This window comes from Variovorax sp. Varisp85, from assembly GCF_047304045.1.
Lineage (GTDB): Bacteria > Pseudomonadota > Gammaproteobacteria > Burkholderiales > Burkholderiaceae_C > Variovorax.
The window spans coordinates 23,379-35,464 of record NZ_JBGLYN010000072.1 but is presented as its reverse complement, the minus strand read 5'-3'; the positions used below and the strand labels follow the sequence as shown (position 1 = coordinate 35,464).

Here is a 12,086-nt window from a genome sequence, read left to right as displayed (position 1 = left end):
GGTGTTTGGCGACTTCCAGTCTCTCAAACCCAATCCGGATGAACACCGGATACAACCTATTGGAGCTTCACATCTAGCCGGCGAGGCCAGGGCTTCGGCATGACGCGCTCTGAAAGAAAAAAGCCCCGCGAGGGGCTTTTTTCATGGGCGGCGGGCGCCGCCTGTCATTGCTGAAGCAATCCGTTGAGATACGGCTCGGGGTTCACGGCCGTGCCGTTCTTGCGGATCTCGAAGCGCAGCTTCACGCGGTCGGCGTTGCTCTTGCCCATCTCGCCGATCTTCTCGCCCTGTCGGACCACCTGGTTCTCCTTCACCAGGATGGTCTGCAAGTGCGCGTAGGCGGTGAGGAAGGTCTCGTTGTGCTTGACGATGATCATGTTGCCGTAGGCCGGCAGCTCGCCACCCACGTACACCACGCGGCCGTCGGCCGAGGCGACGACCGGATCGCCCAGGTTGCCGGCGATGTCGATGCCCTTGGTGCGCACGCCGTCGAAGCGCGCCAGCGTCGCGCCGGTAGCAGGGCGCACGAACATCGCGGTGGGTCTTTGCACGGGGGGAGTGACCGAGGGGCCGGGCCGCGGCGCGTTGAGGTCGGTGGTGGTACAGGCCGCGAGGCTCGCGGCAACCAGGGCCAGGGCGGCGATACGGGAAACAAAAGTCTGAAGATGCATGGCGCTGTGTTGGAACGGTTTCGTTGCGGAGGGTTCCGGCGATCTGGCTCGCCGCGGCCCGCGGGGGGAGGCCACGCGGGCGATGCTAGCAAACTGCCGCGACGGCGCCCCGCGAAAGAGCAACCGGCTGTGAAGGGGCCATCGGCCCCCGGGCGCTACTTGAGCGGGATCGGTGTGCCGCGGTCGATGGGCACCGCCGTCACGCTGTTCTTGGGCGAACCGTCGATCAGCAGGTCGGAGTAGGTCAGGTAGACCAGCGTGTTGCGCTTCGGGTCGACCATGCGCACCACGCGCAGGCGCTTGAAGAGCACCGACAGCCGCTCGCTGTAGACCTCCTCGCGCTTGGATAGCGGCTGCGTGATGCTCACGGGGCCGACCTGGCGGCAGGCGATGGAGGCCTCGGCCTTGTCCTCGGCCACGCCGAAGGCGCCGGCCAGCCCGCCGGTCTTGGCGCGCGAGACGTAGCAGGTCACGCCGCTGACTTTGGGGTCGTCGTAGGCCTCGATCACGATCTTGTGGTCCGGGCCGATGAGCTTGAAGGCGGTGTCGACGTCGCCCACGGTTTCCGCCTGCGCCGTCGCGGCCAGGATGAATCCGAAGCCGATCGCGGCGCGAAGCAGGGTGGAGCGAAGTGTCATGGGGCGCTGCGGGTTCAGACGATGTCGAACGTGTGGACTCGGTCGAAGCTGCCGCGGCGCCGGTCCTCGAAGTAGTGCTCGAGCGTCTCGCGCACGGTGCGAAAGGCGATCTCGTCCCAGGGAATCTCTTCTTCGGCGAAGAGCCTGGCCTCGATGGTCTCGTGGCCTGGGTCGAACCTGTCGTCGAGCAACCGGGCCCGGTAGAACATGTGCACCTGGCCCACGCGCACCACGCTGATGACGGAGAACAGGCCCTCCATCACATAGTTGGCGCCGGCCTCTTCGTCGGTTTCGCGGGCCGCGCCCTGGGCGGTGGTTTCCTCGAGCTCCATGAAGCCGGCCGGCAGCGTCCACTTGCCCCAGCGCGGTTCGATGTTGCGCTTGCACAGCAACACCTTGTCGCCCAGGACCGGGATGGTGCCCACCACGTTCAGCGGGTTCTCGTAGTGGATGGTGTGGCAGGCCGGGCAGACGGCGCGCTGCTTGGTGTCGCCGTCGTCCGGCACGCGGTAGACCACCGCGGTGCCGCAGTTCTTGCAATGCTTGATGGGTACGCGCAGGAGCATGGAGCCGGCTGCCGTCTTCAGGCGATCTTGACGGTCAGCTTGGGCAGGCCCGCGACTTCGCCCACGAGCGTGTCTCCGGCCACCACCGCGGCCACGCCTTCGGGCGTGCCGGTGAAGATCAGGTCGCCGGGCTGCAGCTCCCACGCGGCCGACAGGTGCTCGATGGTCTCGGCCACGTTCCAGATCAGCTTGCCCACGTTGCTGCGCTGGCGGTCGGTGCCGTTCACCTGCAGGGAGATCTCGGCTTTTTCCGCATTGCCGGCCTGCGCCACGGGCACGATCGGGCCGATGGGTGCGCTCTGCTCGAAGCTCTTGCCGATGTCCCAGGGGCGGCCCTGTTTCTTCATGTCGTTCTGCAAGTCGCGGCGCGTCATGTCGAGGCCGACGGCGTAGCCGTAGATGTGCTTGTGCGCATCGGCCGCCAGGATGTTCTTGCCACCCGTGCCGATGGCCACGACCAGCTCGATCTCGTGATGCAGGTTCTTCGTGAGCGAGGGGTAGGACATGGTGCCGGTCTGGCCCGCGTCGACCACCACCAGCGCATCGGCCGGCTTCATGAAGAAGAAGGGCGGCTCGCGGCCGGTGAAGCCCATTTCCTTGGCGTGATCTTCGTAGTTGCGGCCCACGCAGTAGATGCGGTGCACCGGGAAGCGGGCGGGCTGGCCGGCCACCGGCACCGAGACGGTGGCGGGCGGGGCGAAGACGAACTCGGAAGCCATTGCGACGTGTCCTTTTCAGCGAAACCTAAGCGGGAGATCGGCAGTGTGCCAGAGGCGGGAGGTCCACAATAGAAGCCGGCCAGAACGGCGCGCTGAAGGGCCATGCCGCGCCCGTGACGGAGCGCTATGCTTGGGAAATCATGAAGCTGCACAACTATTTCCGTTCCTCCTCCTCGTTCCGCGTGCGCATCGCCCTCAACCTGAAGGGCCTCGATTTCGAGTACATCCCCGTGCACATCGCGCGCGGCGACCACCGCACCGGCCCTTACTCCGCCATCTCGGCCGACATGCTGGTGCCCCTGCTGGAGGACGAGGGCGAGCGCTTCTCGCAATCGATGGCGATCATCGAATACCTCGACGAAGTGCACCCCGAGCCGGCGTTGCTGCCGACCGATCCGGTGGGCCGCGCCCACGTGCGCGCACTGTCGCAGTCGATCGCCTGCGAGATCCATCCGCTCAACAACCTGCGCGTGCTCAAGTACCTCGTGAAAGAGCTGAAGCTCGACGATGCGGCCAAGAACGCCTGGTACCGCCACTGGGTGCGCGACGGCATGCTGGCCTTCGAGCGTCAGCTTGCGCAGCACCCAGCCGGCATCTACTGCTGGGGCAACACACCCACCATGGCCGATTGCTGCCTGGTGCCGCAGATCTTCAACGGCCGCCGCTTCGACTGCGACTTCAGCGGCCTGCCGCGCACCATGGCCGCCTTCGAGGCCTGCATGGAGCTCGACGCCTTCCAGCGCGCGCAGCCCTCGCAGGCGCCCGACGCGGAAGCCTGAGCCCCATGAACGAGCGCTGGCTCGTCTCCGACTGGCCCGCGCCGCCGAACGTGCGGGCCGTGTGCACCACGCGCGACGGCGGGGTTTCGCTGGGGCGCTACGAGAGCCTGAACCTCGGCGACCACGTGGGCGACGAGCCCGCGCATGTGGCGGAGAACCGGAACCGCTTGCGCGCGGCCATCGGAGCGGGTCCGGTCTTCCTGCAGCAGGTGCACGGCACCGGCGTCGTCTCGCTCGACGCCGCACAGGACGCGGTGCGCGACGGCACCGTTGGCGATGCCTGCACGGCCACTGCCGGCGGCCTGGCCTGCACGATCATGGTGGCCGATTGCCTGCCCGTGCTCTTCACCGACGAAGCGGGCCACCGCGTGGCGGCCGCGCATGCCGGCTGGCGCGGGCTGGCGGGCGGTGTGCTCGAACAGACCGCCAAGGCCTTCGAGGCCGATGGCGCGGCCTGCGTCATCGCCTGGCTGGGCCCGTGCATCGGGCCCAAGGCCTTCGAGGTCGGCCCCGAGGTCAGGGCTGCCTTCGAGGCGCATGCGCCCGAAGCGGCGTCCTGCTTCAGGCCCGCGGCTGCCACCGGGAAATGGCTGGCCGACCTGCCCGCACTGGCGCGCCAGCGGCTGCACGCGGTGGGTATCGAGGCCGTCCATGGCAACGACGGCAGCGACGGCTGGTGCACCGTCGCCAATCCCTCAAGGTTCTTTTCGCACCGGCGGGACAGCGTCAGCGGCCGCTTCGCCGCCCTGGTCTGGAAGAAGGCCTGAGCCTGCGACCGGCGGCGCCGATTTCTCGGTTGCGGCACGCCGGGCGGCTTCCTGTGCCTCGGCCTCGCGTTGCCTCATCGCGCGGCGGCGGCCCGGAGTGCCCATCAGGTAAACCACCAGTGCCACCGGCACCAATCCGTACAAAAGAAATGTGAAGATGGCGCCCAGCACCGTGCCTGTGGTGTTGGTGGCCTCGGCCACCGCCATCATCAGGGCGACGTACAACCAACCGATGACGATCAGATGGATAAACACAAGTAGTTTCAGTTGGTAAGCAAGGAAGCGGCGTTGTGAGGGCCCCGTGAAATGCAGGATACTCAAAACACGCAAGCCATCCGTTTCGACTCAGGCGAGGACCAGGAGACATGATGAAGCAACAAGCCACGGGGGCCGATGCGTTCGCGCCCTTCCAGCAGGCAATGACCGAGGGATGGACCCAGGCGCTGGAAGCTTTCCGGCAGTCCGCCGCGCAAGGGGCTTCGGCCTTCAACGGCGGCGGCACGCCGCTATGGCAATTGCCGCAGGCCGCGAAGATGCCCGAGCTGCCAAAATTCTCCATCGACCCCGAAAAGCTCCAGTCCATCCAGCAGCAGTACATGGCGGAAGCCACCGAACTCTGGCGCCAGGGCTTCGGCGCCAAGCCCGAAGGCGACAAGCGCTTCGCTGGCGACGCCTGGGGCCGCAACCCGCTGTCGGCCTTCTCGGCGGCCGTGTACCTGCTCAATGGCCGCACCATGCTCGGCATGGCCGAGGCCATCGACGCCGACGAAAAGACCAAGGCGCGCCTGCGCTTCGCGGTCGAGCAATGGATGGCGGCCTCGTCGCCCAGCAACTCGCTGGCCTTCAATGCCGAAGCGCAGAAGAAGGCCATCGACACGCAGGGCGAGAGCATCGCCAAGGGCATCCAGAACCTGCTGCACGACATGAAGCAGGGCCACGTCAGCATGACCGACGAGAGCGCCTTCGAGGTGGGGCGCAACGTGGCCACCACCGAAGGCGCCGTGGTGTTCGAGAACGAGTTCTTCCAGCTGCTCGAATACAAGCCGCTCACCCCCAAGGTGTACGAGCGGCCGTTCCTGCTGGTGCCGCCGTGCATCAACAAGTTCTACATCCTCGACCTGCAGCCCGAGAACTCGCTGATCCGCTATGCGAACGATCAGGGCCACCGCGTGTTTGTGGTGAGCTGGCGCAACCCCGACGAGTCGATGGACAAGGCCACCTGGGACGACTACATCGAGAACGCCGCCATCAAGGCGATCCACGCGGTGCAGGAGATCAGCGGGAGCAAGCAGATCAACACACTGGGCTTCTGCGTGGGCGGCACCATCCTGAGCACCGCCCTGGCCGTGCTCGCGGCGCGCGGCGAGAAGCCGGCCGCATCGGTCACGCTGCTGACCACCTTCCTCGATTTCAGCGACACCGGCATCCTCGACATCTTCGTGGATGAGCAGATGGTGGCGTACCGCGAAATGCAGCTCGGCAAGGGCGGACTGCTGCCGGGCGGCGACCTGGCCTCGACCTTCAGCTTCCTGCGGCCCAACGACCTCGTGTGGAACTACGTGGTCGGCAACTACCTGAAGGGCGAAACCCCGCCGCCCTTCGACCTGCTGTACTGGAACAGCGACGCGACCAACCTGCCGGGCCCGTTCTATGCCTGGTACCTGCGCAACACGTACCACGAGAACAAGCTGGCCAAGCCGAATGCGCTGACGGTATGCGGGCAGAAGATCGACCTCGGCAACATCGACATCCCGGCCTACATCTACGGCTCGCGCGAAGACCACATCGTGCCCATCGGCGGCGCGTATGCCTCCACGCAACTGTTGCCGGGCAAGAAGCGTTTCGTGATGGGCGCCTCGGGCCACATCGCAGGCGTGATCAACCCGCCCGCCAAGAAAAAGCGCAGCCACTGGATCCGCGACGACGGCAAGTTCCCGAAGACGCAGGCCGAATGGCTCGCCGGCGCGCAGGAGCATCCCGGCAGCTGGTGGACCGACTGGGCACAATGGCTCAAGGGCCACGCGGGCAAACAGATCCCCGCGCCCAAGGCTTACGGCAACGGCAAGGCTTACAAGGCCATCGAGCCGGCGCCGGGCCGCTACGTCAAGGCTCGCGCCTGATCCCTCTCACCTCGAATTTCAGATCACTTCAACGGAGAACCTCATGGAAGACATCGTCATCGTTTCGGCTGCACGCACGGCAGTCGGCAAGTTCGGCGGCTCGCTCGCCGGCATTCCCGCCACCGAGCTGGGCGCCCTCGTGATCAAGGAAGTGATTGCCCGCGCGAACCTCACCGCCGAACAGGTCGGCGAGGCCATCATGGGCCAGGTGCTGGCGGCCGGCGCCGGCCAGAACCCCGCGCGCCAGGCGTGGCTCAAGAGCGGCGGCGCCAAGGAAACGCCGGCGCTCACCATCAACGCCGTGTGCGGCTCGGGCCTGAAGGCCGTGATGCTGGCGGCCCAGGCCGTGGCCACGGGCGACAGCGAGATCGTCATCGCCGGCGGCCAGGAAAACATGAGCGCAGCGCCCCACGTGCTGCCCAACTCGCGCAACGGCCAGCGCATGGGCGACTGGAAGATGGTCGACACCATGATCGTGGACGGCCTGTGGGACGTCTACAACCAGTACCACATGGGCATCACGGCCGAGAACGTGGCCAAGAAGTACGAAATCAGCCGCGCCGCGCAGGACGAGCTGGCCCTGGGCAGCCAGACCAAGGCCGCCGCCGCGCAGGACGCCGGCAAGTTCAAGGACGAGATCGTCGGCGTGAGCATTCCGCAGAAGAAGGGCGATCCCGTCGTCTTCGACAAGGACGAATTCATCAACCGCAAGACCAACGCCGAAGGCCTGGCCGGCCTGCGTCCCGCCTTCGACAAGGCCGGCGGCGTGACCGCGGGCAATGCCTCGGGCCTGAACGACGGGGCTGCCGCCGTGATGGTGATGACTGCCAAGAAAGCCGCCGCGCTCGGCCTGAAGCCGCTGGGCCGTATCGCCAGCTACGCCACCGCCGGCCTCGATCCGGCCATCATGGGCATGGGCCCGGTGCCTGCATCGACCAAGGCGCTGCAGCGCGCGGGCTGGAAGGCGGCCGACCTCGACCTGCTCGAGATCAACGAAGCCTTCGCCGCGCAGGCCTGCGCCGTGAACCGTGAAATGGGCTGGGACGTGAACAAGGTGAACGTCAACGGCGGCGCCATCGCCATCGGCCACCCCATCGGCGCGTCGGGCTGCCGCATCCTGGTGACGCTGCTGCACGAAATGCAGCGCCAGAACGCCAAGAAGGGCATTGCCTCGCTGTGCATCGGCGGGGGCATGGGCGTGGCGCTGACCATCGAGCGCTGATCCACAGCGCCCGGCGCGCCGTCGTGCCGCTCAGCGCGACATCGACGGGCGCTGCGCCATCGCAGCGCGCCAGCGCAGCAGCTCGGGGTGCTGTTCCCCGGGCTTGACCCGCACCACGCGGGCAAAGTCCACCGCCACCACGGCGGTGATGTCGGCCAGGCTGAATCGGTCGGTGGCGACGAACTCGCGGCCGGCCAGCCGTTCGTTCAGCCTCTCGAAGAAATGCTGCACACGTGCCAGCCCGCGCTGTGCCAGCTCGGGAATCTGCGCATAGTCCACAGGGCCGGGCAGTGCCCGATTGGCCATGGCCGGTGAACCGTTGCGCAGCGTCTCGGCAATGGCCAGCAGGCCTTCGAATTCGATGCGCCAGTTCCAGTTGGCGATCTCGGCCTTTTCCTTGGGCGTGCGGCCCATCAGCGGTGGCTCCGGGTAGCGGGCCTCCAGCCAGGCCGCGATGGCGGCGTTGTCGGTCAGCAGCCCGTCTTCCTCGGTGCGCAGCGCGGGCACCGTGCATTGCGGGTTGATCGCGCGGTAGGCTGCACCCAATTGCTCACCATGTGCCAGGTCGACCTGCACCGTTTCATGGGCAATGCCCTTTTCGGCAAGCAGGATGCGGGCGCGCCGCGGACTCGGCGCGGTGGCGCAGTCGTAGAGAATGATCATCGTCTGTCCAACTCCTGGAACTCATCGCATGAATGGCACGACAGCCTACACGCCGCCCACCGTCTGGTCCTGGAACAAGGAAAGCGGCGGCCGCTTCGCGAACATCAATCGCCCGATCGCGGGTGCCACCCATGAGAAAGACCTGCCGATAGGGAAGCATCCGCTGCAACTCTATTCGCTCGCGACACCGAACGGCGTGAAAGTGACGGTGATGCTCGAAGAACTGCTGGCGCTCGGCCACACCGGCGCCGAGTACGACGCCTGGCTGATCCGCATCAGCGACGGCGACCAGTTCGGCAGCGGCTTCGTGGCGGTGAACCCGAATTCCAAGATCCCCGCGCTGATGGACCGCAGCGGCGCTACGCCCATCCGCGTGTTCGAGTCCGGCGCGATCCTGCAGTACCTGGCCGAGAAGTTCGGCAATGCCTTTCTGCCGACCGAGCGGGCAGCCCGCGCCGAATGCCTGTCGTGGTTGTTCTGGCAGATGGGCAGCGCGCCCTACCTGGGCGGCGGCTTCGGGCACTTCTATGCCTATGCGCCAACGAAGATCGAATACGCGATCGATCGCTTCGCCATGGAGACCAAACGCCAGCTCGACGTGCTCGACCGCCGGCTGGCCGAGAGCCGCTACCTGGCGGGCAGCGAGTACACCATTGCCGACATGGCCGTCTGGCCCTGGTACGGCACGCTCGCCAAGGGGCAGCTGTACGAGGCGGGCGAGTTCCTCCAGGTGGGCGAGTACAGGAACGTGCTGCGCTGGACCGACGAGATCGCGCAGCGCCCGGCGGTGCAGCGCGGCCGCATGGTCAATCGCGCCTGGGGCCAGCCTTCGAGCCAGCTGCACGAGCGCCACGACGCAGGCGACTTCGGGACCCGCACCCAGGACAAGCTCGAAACGGAACAGCGATGAGCGACAGGATCCTGGTCTTCTACGGTTCGTACCGTTCCGATCGCATGGGCGTGCGCCTGGCGGACTACATCGTCTCCGGCCTTCGCGCGCGGGGCGACGATGTGGAGTTGGTGGACGCGAAGGTGGTCGACCTGCCCATGCTCGACCGCATGTACAAGGAATATCCCAAGGGCACCGCGCCGGCGGCGATGGAAGCGCTGGCCGAAAAGATCCGCACAGCCGATGCCTTCGTCTTCGTTACCGGCGAATACAACTGGGGTCCGCAGCCGGGCCTGAAGAACCTGACCGACCACTTTCTCGAAGAGTGGTTCTGGCGGCCCGCGGCCATCGCGAGCTATTCGGCGGGGCGCTTCTCGGGCGTGCGCTCGGGCACGGTGTGGCATTCGATCCTGTCGGAGATGGGCATGGTCGTCGTGTCGAGCACGCTCGCGGTTGGCCCGATCTCGCAGACGCTGGACGCGGCCGGCAAGCCGACCGGGCCGGCGGGTGAATCGCTCGAGCGCTCGTTCGACCGCTTTGCGGACGACCTGGCGTGGTGGACCGAAGCGGCGCGAGCGCAACGTGAGCGCAAGGCACCGCCATACTGAGCGACAGGCCAGGCGAAGCACTTTGTTCACCGCCCATTTTTTGGGCAAAGTGATTAATTTCTTTATAAAACAATAACTTATGAGCCTTTTACAAGGCTCCCCATGAGTTATCCCCAAAGTTGTGCACTGAAAATGGGGACGACATCAGGTTTTCTTGATTCGGGCGTAAGTCACTGATCCGATGGGGCTTTCTGCCCTCCAGAAATTGAAGGAAAGTTCTCTTCATCGCCGTTTTCAGGCCCATCGGAACCGTTTTGCCCGCTCAGGTTGTTCACCGCCCAAATTTTGAGCAAACTAAGGATTACCCTTGTAAAACAATGACTTAAATCTGTTTTACAAGGCTCCTCATGAGTTACCCCCAAAGTTGTCCACGGAAAATGGGGACGGGATCGACTTGTTCGGCAATCGCCTGCAAGTCCCCTGTTTTTCGGGGGGCCACGCTCAGTTTTCTTCGGCCTGCTGTTCGGCGTAGTGCCGGCACAAGGTTTCGACCAGCGCCTGCGCATAGACCGGCAGCGCCTCCCGGTTCCGCACCAGCAGATACCGCTCGCGCACGCACCACGCATCGCTGAGATCGATCAGCGCGAGCTGCATGCTCTCCTGGTTGCGCCGCGCCGCCGACTCCGGCACCACGCCAATGCCCACGCCGCTGCCGATCATCCGGCACATCGCGTCGAAGCTGCCGAGCTGGATGCGCAGCTTCTGCCGCTTGCCGAGGTTGTCGGTGATCTGCGCCAGGAAGGTCTGCAGCGTGCTGCCCTGCTGCATGCCGATGGCATCCTCGTCGAGCGTCTCGGCGAAGGCGATCCTGCGGCGCTTCGCGAAGCGGTGCTTGCGCGATGTGACGAGCACCAGCCGGTCGGTGCTGAAGTGGATTGCCTCCAGGCCTAGCGTGTCGACGCGGCCTGCGACGATGCCGATGTCGGCGCGGCCGTCGAGCACGCCCCGCGGGATCTGAGCATTCGGTTTTTCCTGAAGGTCGACGTTGATGCGTGGGTTGTGCGCCAGGAAGCCCGGCAGGATCTCGGGCAGGAAATCGGTCACCGCGGTGGTGTTGGCGAACACGCGCAGGTGCCCGCGCAGGCCGCCGCCGTACTCGAGCAGGTCGGCGCGCAGCTGTTCGGTCTGGTGCAGCACGAGGCGCGCGTGGTGCAGGAAGGCTTCGCCCGGCGGCAGCAGCCGCACGCCGCGGGCTTCTCGCTGCAACAGCTGAAGGCCCGCCTGTGTTTCCAGCGCCTTGATGCGCGCACTCGCGGCGGCCAGCGACAGGTGCTGGCGTTCGGCGGCCCGAGTGAGGTTGCCGAGTTCGGCCGTGGCCACGAACAGCCGCAGGTCGGTGAGATCGAAAAGCATGAGGCGATGTTATGCGCCGAGCCTTCGGAAATACAGAAGGCTGGGTTCCGAAATCGCAGATTGCGCGCAGGAGGAGGGCGAACGACCATGCGGCCATGGAGACACCACACATGAGATTCCGCCTACGTGCGCTGCTGTCGCTGGCTGCGGCAGCGCTTCTGATCCCGACGGGCCCGGCGAGCGCCCAGCCGTATCCCTCGCGCCCCATCACATTGGTCGTGCCGCAGGCCGCCGGAGGCACCAACGACATCGTCGGGCGCCTCGTGGGCCAGAAGCTCGGCGAGGTGATGAACAGCGCCAGCGTGGTGGTCGACAACCGTCCCGGTGCGGGCGGCAACATCGGTACGCAGCTTGTCGCCAAGGGGCCGAAGGACGGCTACACGCTGCTCATGACCATCAGCAGCAGCCAGGCGATCAACCCGGCGCTGTACAGGAACCCGGGCTTCGACCCGGTGAAGGACTTCAAGCCCGTCGGCCTGATCGGCGCCGTGCCCAACGTGCTGCTGGTCAATCCCACGTTCCCGGCGAAGGACCTCGCGGAGTTCCTGAAGCTCGCACGGCAGAAGGGTGCCAACTACCAGTACGCCTCGGCCGGCAACGGCACGCTCAACCACCTGCTCGGCGAAATGCTCAACAGCATGGCCGGCATCTCGCTGCAGCACGTGCCGTACAAGGGCGTGGCGCCCGCGCTCAACGACGTGCTGGGCGGGCAACTGCCGATCGTGTTCGCGAGCCTGCCTTCTGCGCTCTCGCACATCAAGGCCGGCAAGCTGCGCGCGCTGGCCGTGAGCGGCGACAAGCGCTCGGCCGTGCTGCCCGACGTGCCGACCATCGCCGAGGCGGTGCCAGGCTACAACGGCACATTGTGGATCGGCCTGTTCGCACCCGCAGGCGTGCCGGCCGACGTGTTGGCGACCTTGCAGGACGCCACGCGCAAGGCGCTCGCCTCGAAGGACCTGCGCGACAAGCTCGAACAGCAGGGCGTCGAGATCGCGGCGCCGACTTCTCCCGAGCAGTTCGCGGCGCTGCTGCAGGGCGATCTCGCCAAGTGGGCGCGCATCGTCAAGGCCTCCGGCGCTGCGGTCGATTGA

General features: G+C 66.2%; 14 protein-coding genes. 7 read left to right on the top strand and 7 right to left on the bottom strand.

Annotation, left to right across the window (positions count from 1 at the left end):
- Positions 1-164: 164 nt before the first annotated feature.
- From ACCC97_RS23630 to ACCC97_RS23615, 4 genes are all read right to left on the bottom strand, one after another.
- Positions 165-671 (bottom strand): murein hydrolase activator EnvC family protein, encoded by a 507-nt coding sequence (locus tag ACCC97_RS23630; RefSeq protein ID WP_007833081.1) that lies wholly within the window; start codon positions 669-671, stop codon positions 165-167.
- Between the two features lie 155 nt (positions 672-826).
- Positions 827-1,309, bottom strand: coding sequence for a CreA family protein (locus tag ACCC97_RS23625; RefSeq protein ID WP_413335375.1), 483 nt, complete (start codon positions 1,307-1,309; stop codon positions 827-829).
- A gap of 14 nt (positions 1,310-1,323) precedes the next feature.
- On the bottom strand, positions 1,324-1,875 hold the full coding sequence (locus tag ACCC97_RS23620) for an NUDIX hydrolase (RefSeq protein WP_056599569.1): 552 nt from the start codon (positions 1,873-1,875) through the stop codon (positions 1,324-1,326).
- Positions 1,876-1,892: 17 nt separating this feature from the next.
- The gene (locus tag ACCC97_RS23615; RefSeq protein WP_007833089.1) at positions 1,893-2,594 is read right to left on the bottom strand and encodes a fumarylacetoacetate hydrolase family protein; all 702 of its coding nucleotides are present in this window, start codon (positions 2,592-2,594) and stop codon (positions 1,893-1,895) included.
- 140 nt (positions 2,595-2,734) lie between these two features.
- Here ACCC97_RS23615 and maiA point away from each other — a divergent pair, with 140 nt between their 5' ends.
- Together maiA and pgeF are read left to right on the top strand one after the other, a co-directional pair.
- Positions 2,735-3,373 (top strand): maleylacetoacetate isomerase, encoded by a 639-nt coding sequence (maiA, locus tag ACCC97_RS23610; protein ID WP_007833091.1) that lies wholly within the window; start codon positions 2,735-2,737, stop codon positions 3,371-3,373.
- 5 nt (positions 3,374-3,378) lie between these two features.
- Positions 3,379-4,140, top strand: coding sequence for a peptidoglycan editing factor PgeF (pgeF, locus tag ACCC97_RS23605; RefSeq protein WP_413335373.1), 762 nt, complete (start codon positions 3,379-3,381; stop codon positions 4,138-4,140).
- Here pgeF and ACCC97_RS23600 read toward each other — a convergent pair.
- On the bottom strand, positions 4,069-4,395 hold the full coding sequence (locus ACCC97_RS23600; protein ID WP_081502654.1) for a hypothetical protein: 327 nt from the start codon (positions 4,393-4,395) through the stop codon (positions 4,069-4,071). The two genes, pgeF and ACCC97_RS23600, sit on opposite strands and share 72 nt — an antisense overlap.
- Positions 4,396-4,508: 113 nt before the next feature.
- Between ACCC97_RS23600 and phaC the strand changes: the two genes are divergently transcribed.
- Both phaC and ACCC97_RS23590 read left to right on the top strand, forming a co-directional pair.
- Positions 4,509-6,260 carry a class I poly(R)-hydroxyalkanoic acid synthase gene (gene phaC, locus ACCC97_RS23595; RefSeq protein ID WP_413335378.1) on the top strand — a complete coding sequence of 584 codons (1,752 nt, stop codon included), beginning with the start codon at positions 4,509-4,511 and terminating at the stop codon, positions 6,258-6,260.
- A 43-nt stretch (positions 6,261-6,303) separates the two neighbouring features.
- Positions 6,304-7,482, top strand: a complete 1,179-nt coding sequence (locus ACCC97_RS23590) for an acetyl-CoA C-acetyltransferase (protein WP_007833100.1) — start codon at positions 6,304-6,306, stop codon at positions 7,480-7,482.
- Between the two features lie 30 nt (positions 7,483-7,512).
- On the opposite strand, the gene ACCC97_RS23585 is transcribed toward ACCC97_RS23590, so the two are convergent.
- Entirely contained in the window at positions 7,513-8,145 is a 633-nt protein-coding gene (locus tag ACCC97_RS23585; protein WP_413335371.1) for a glutathione S-transferase family protein, read from the bottom strand.
- A 28-nt stretch (positions 8,146-8,173) separates the two neighbouring features.
- Between ACCC97_RS23585 and yghU the strand changes: the two genes are divergently transcribed.
- Together yghU and ACCC97_RS23575 are read left to right on the top strand one after the other, a co-directional pair.
- The gene (yghU, locus tag ACCC97_RS23580; RefSeq protein ID WP_007833104.1) at positions 8,174-9,055 is read left to right on the top strand and encodes a glutathione-dependent disulfide-bond oxidoreductase; all 882 of its coding nucleotides are present in this window, start codon (positions 8,174-8,176) and stop codon (positions 9,053-9,055) included.
- Complete coding sequence (locus ACCC97_RS23575) at positions 9,052-9,642, top strand: NADPH-dependent FMN reductase (RefSeq protein WP_413335369.1); 591 nt, start codon at positions 9,052-9,054, stop codon at positions 9,640-9,642. The genes yghU and ACCC97_RS23575 overlap by 4 nt, the downstream gene beginning before the upstream one ends.
- Before the next feature lie 441 nt (positions 9,643-10,083).
- On the opposite strand, the gene ACCC97_RS23570 is transcribed toward ACCC97_RS23575, so the two are convergent.
- Positions 10,084-10,995, bottom strand: a complete 912-nt coding sequence (locus ACCC97_RS23570) for a LysR family transcriptional regulator (protein WP_413335368.1) — start codon at positions 10,993-10,995, stop codon at positions 10,084-10,086.
- 110 nt (positions 10,996-11,105) lie between these two features.
- Here ACCC97_RS23570 and ACCC97_RS23565 point away from each other — a divergent pair, with 110 nt between their 5' ends.
- A complete protein-coding gene (locus ACCC97_RS23565) occupies positions 11,106-12,086 on the top strand; it encodes a tripartite tricarboxylate transporter substrate binding protein (protein WP_413335366.1) in 981 nt (326 codons plus the stop codon).

Bases quoted from the DNA above. Each gene is read 5' to 3' on its own strand.
- ACCC97_RS23630 (WP_007833081.1), bottom strand. From the start codon at position 671: ATGCATCTTCAGACTTTTGTTTCCCGTATCGCCGCCCTGGCCCTGGTT.
- ACCC97_RS23625 (WP_413335375.1), bottom strand. From the start codon at position 1,309: ATGACACTTCGCTCCACCCTGCTTCGCGCCGCGATCGGCTTCGGATTC.
- ACCC97_RS23620 (WP_056599569.1), bottom strand. From the start codon at position 1,875: ATGCTCCTGCGCGTACCCATCAAGCATTGCAAGAACTGCGGCACCGCG.
- ACCC97_RS23615 (WP_007833089.1), bottom strand. From the start codon at position 2,594: ATGGCTTCCGAGTTCGTCTTCGCCCCGCCCGCCACCGTCTCGGTGCCG.
- maiA (WP_007833091.1), top strand. From the start codon at position 2,735: ATGAAGCTGCACAACTATTTCCGTTCCTCCTCCTCGTTCCGCGTGCGC.
- pgeF (WP_413335373.1), top strand. From the start codon at position 3,379: ATGAACGAGCGCTGGCTCGTCTCCGACTGGCCCGCGCCGCCGAACGTG.
- phaC (WP_413335378.1), top strand. From the start codon at position 4,509: ATGAAGCAACAAGCCACGGGGGCCGATGCGTTCGCGCCCTTCCAGCAG.
- ACCC97_RS23590 (WP_007833100.1), top strand. From the start codon at position 6,304: ATGGAAGACATCGTCATCGTTTCGGCTGCACGCACGGCAGTCGGCAAG.
- ACCC97_RS23585 (WP_413335371.1), bottom strand. From the start codon at position 8,145: ATGATCATTCTCTACGACTGCGCCACCGCGCCGAGTCCGCGGCGCGCC.
- yghU (WP_007833104.1), top strand. From the start codon at position 8,174: ATGAATGGCACGACAGCCTACACGCCGCCCACCGTCTGGTCCTGGAAC.
- ACCC97_RS23575 (WP_413335369.1), top strand. From the start codon at position 9,052: ATGAGCGACAGGATCCTGGTCTTCTACGGTTCGTACCGTTCCGATCGC.
- ACCC97_RS23570 (WP_413335368.1), bottom strand. From the start codon at position 10,995: ATGCTTTTCGATCTCACCGACCTGCGGCTGTTCGTGGCCACGGCCGAA.
- ACCC97_RS23565 (WP_413335366.1), top strand. From the start codon at position 11,106: ATGAGATTCCGCCTACGTGCGCTGCTGTCGCTGGCTGCGGCAGCGCTT.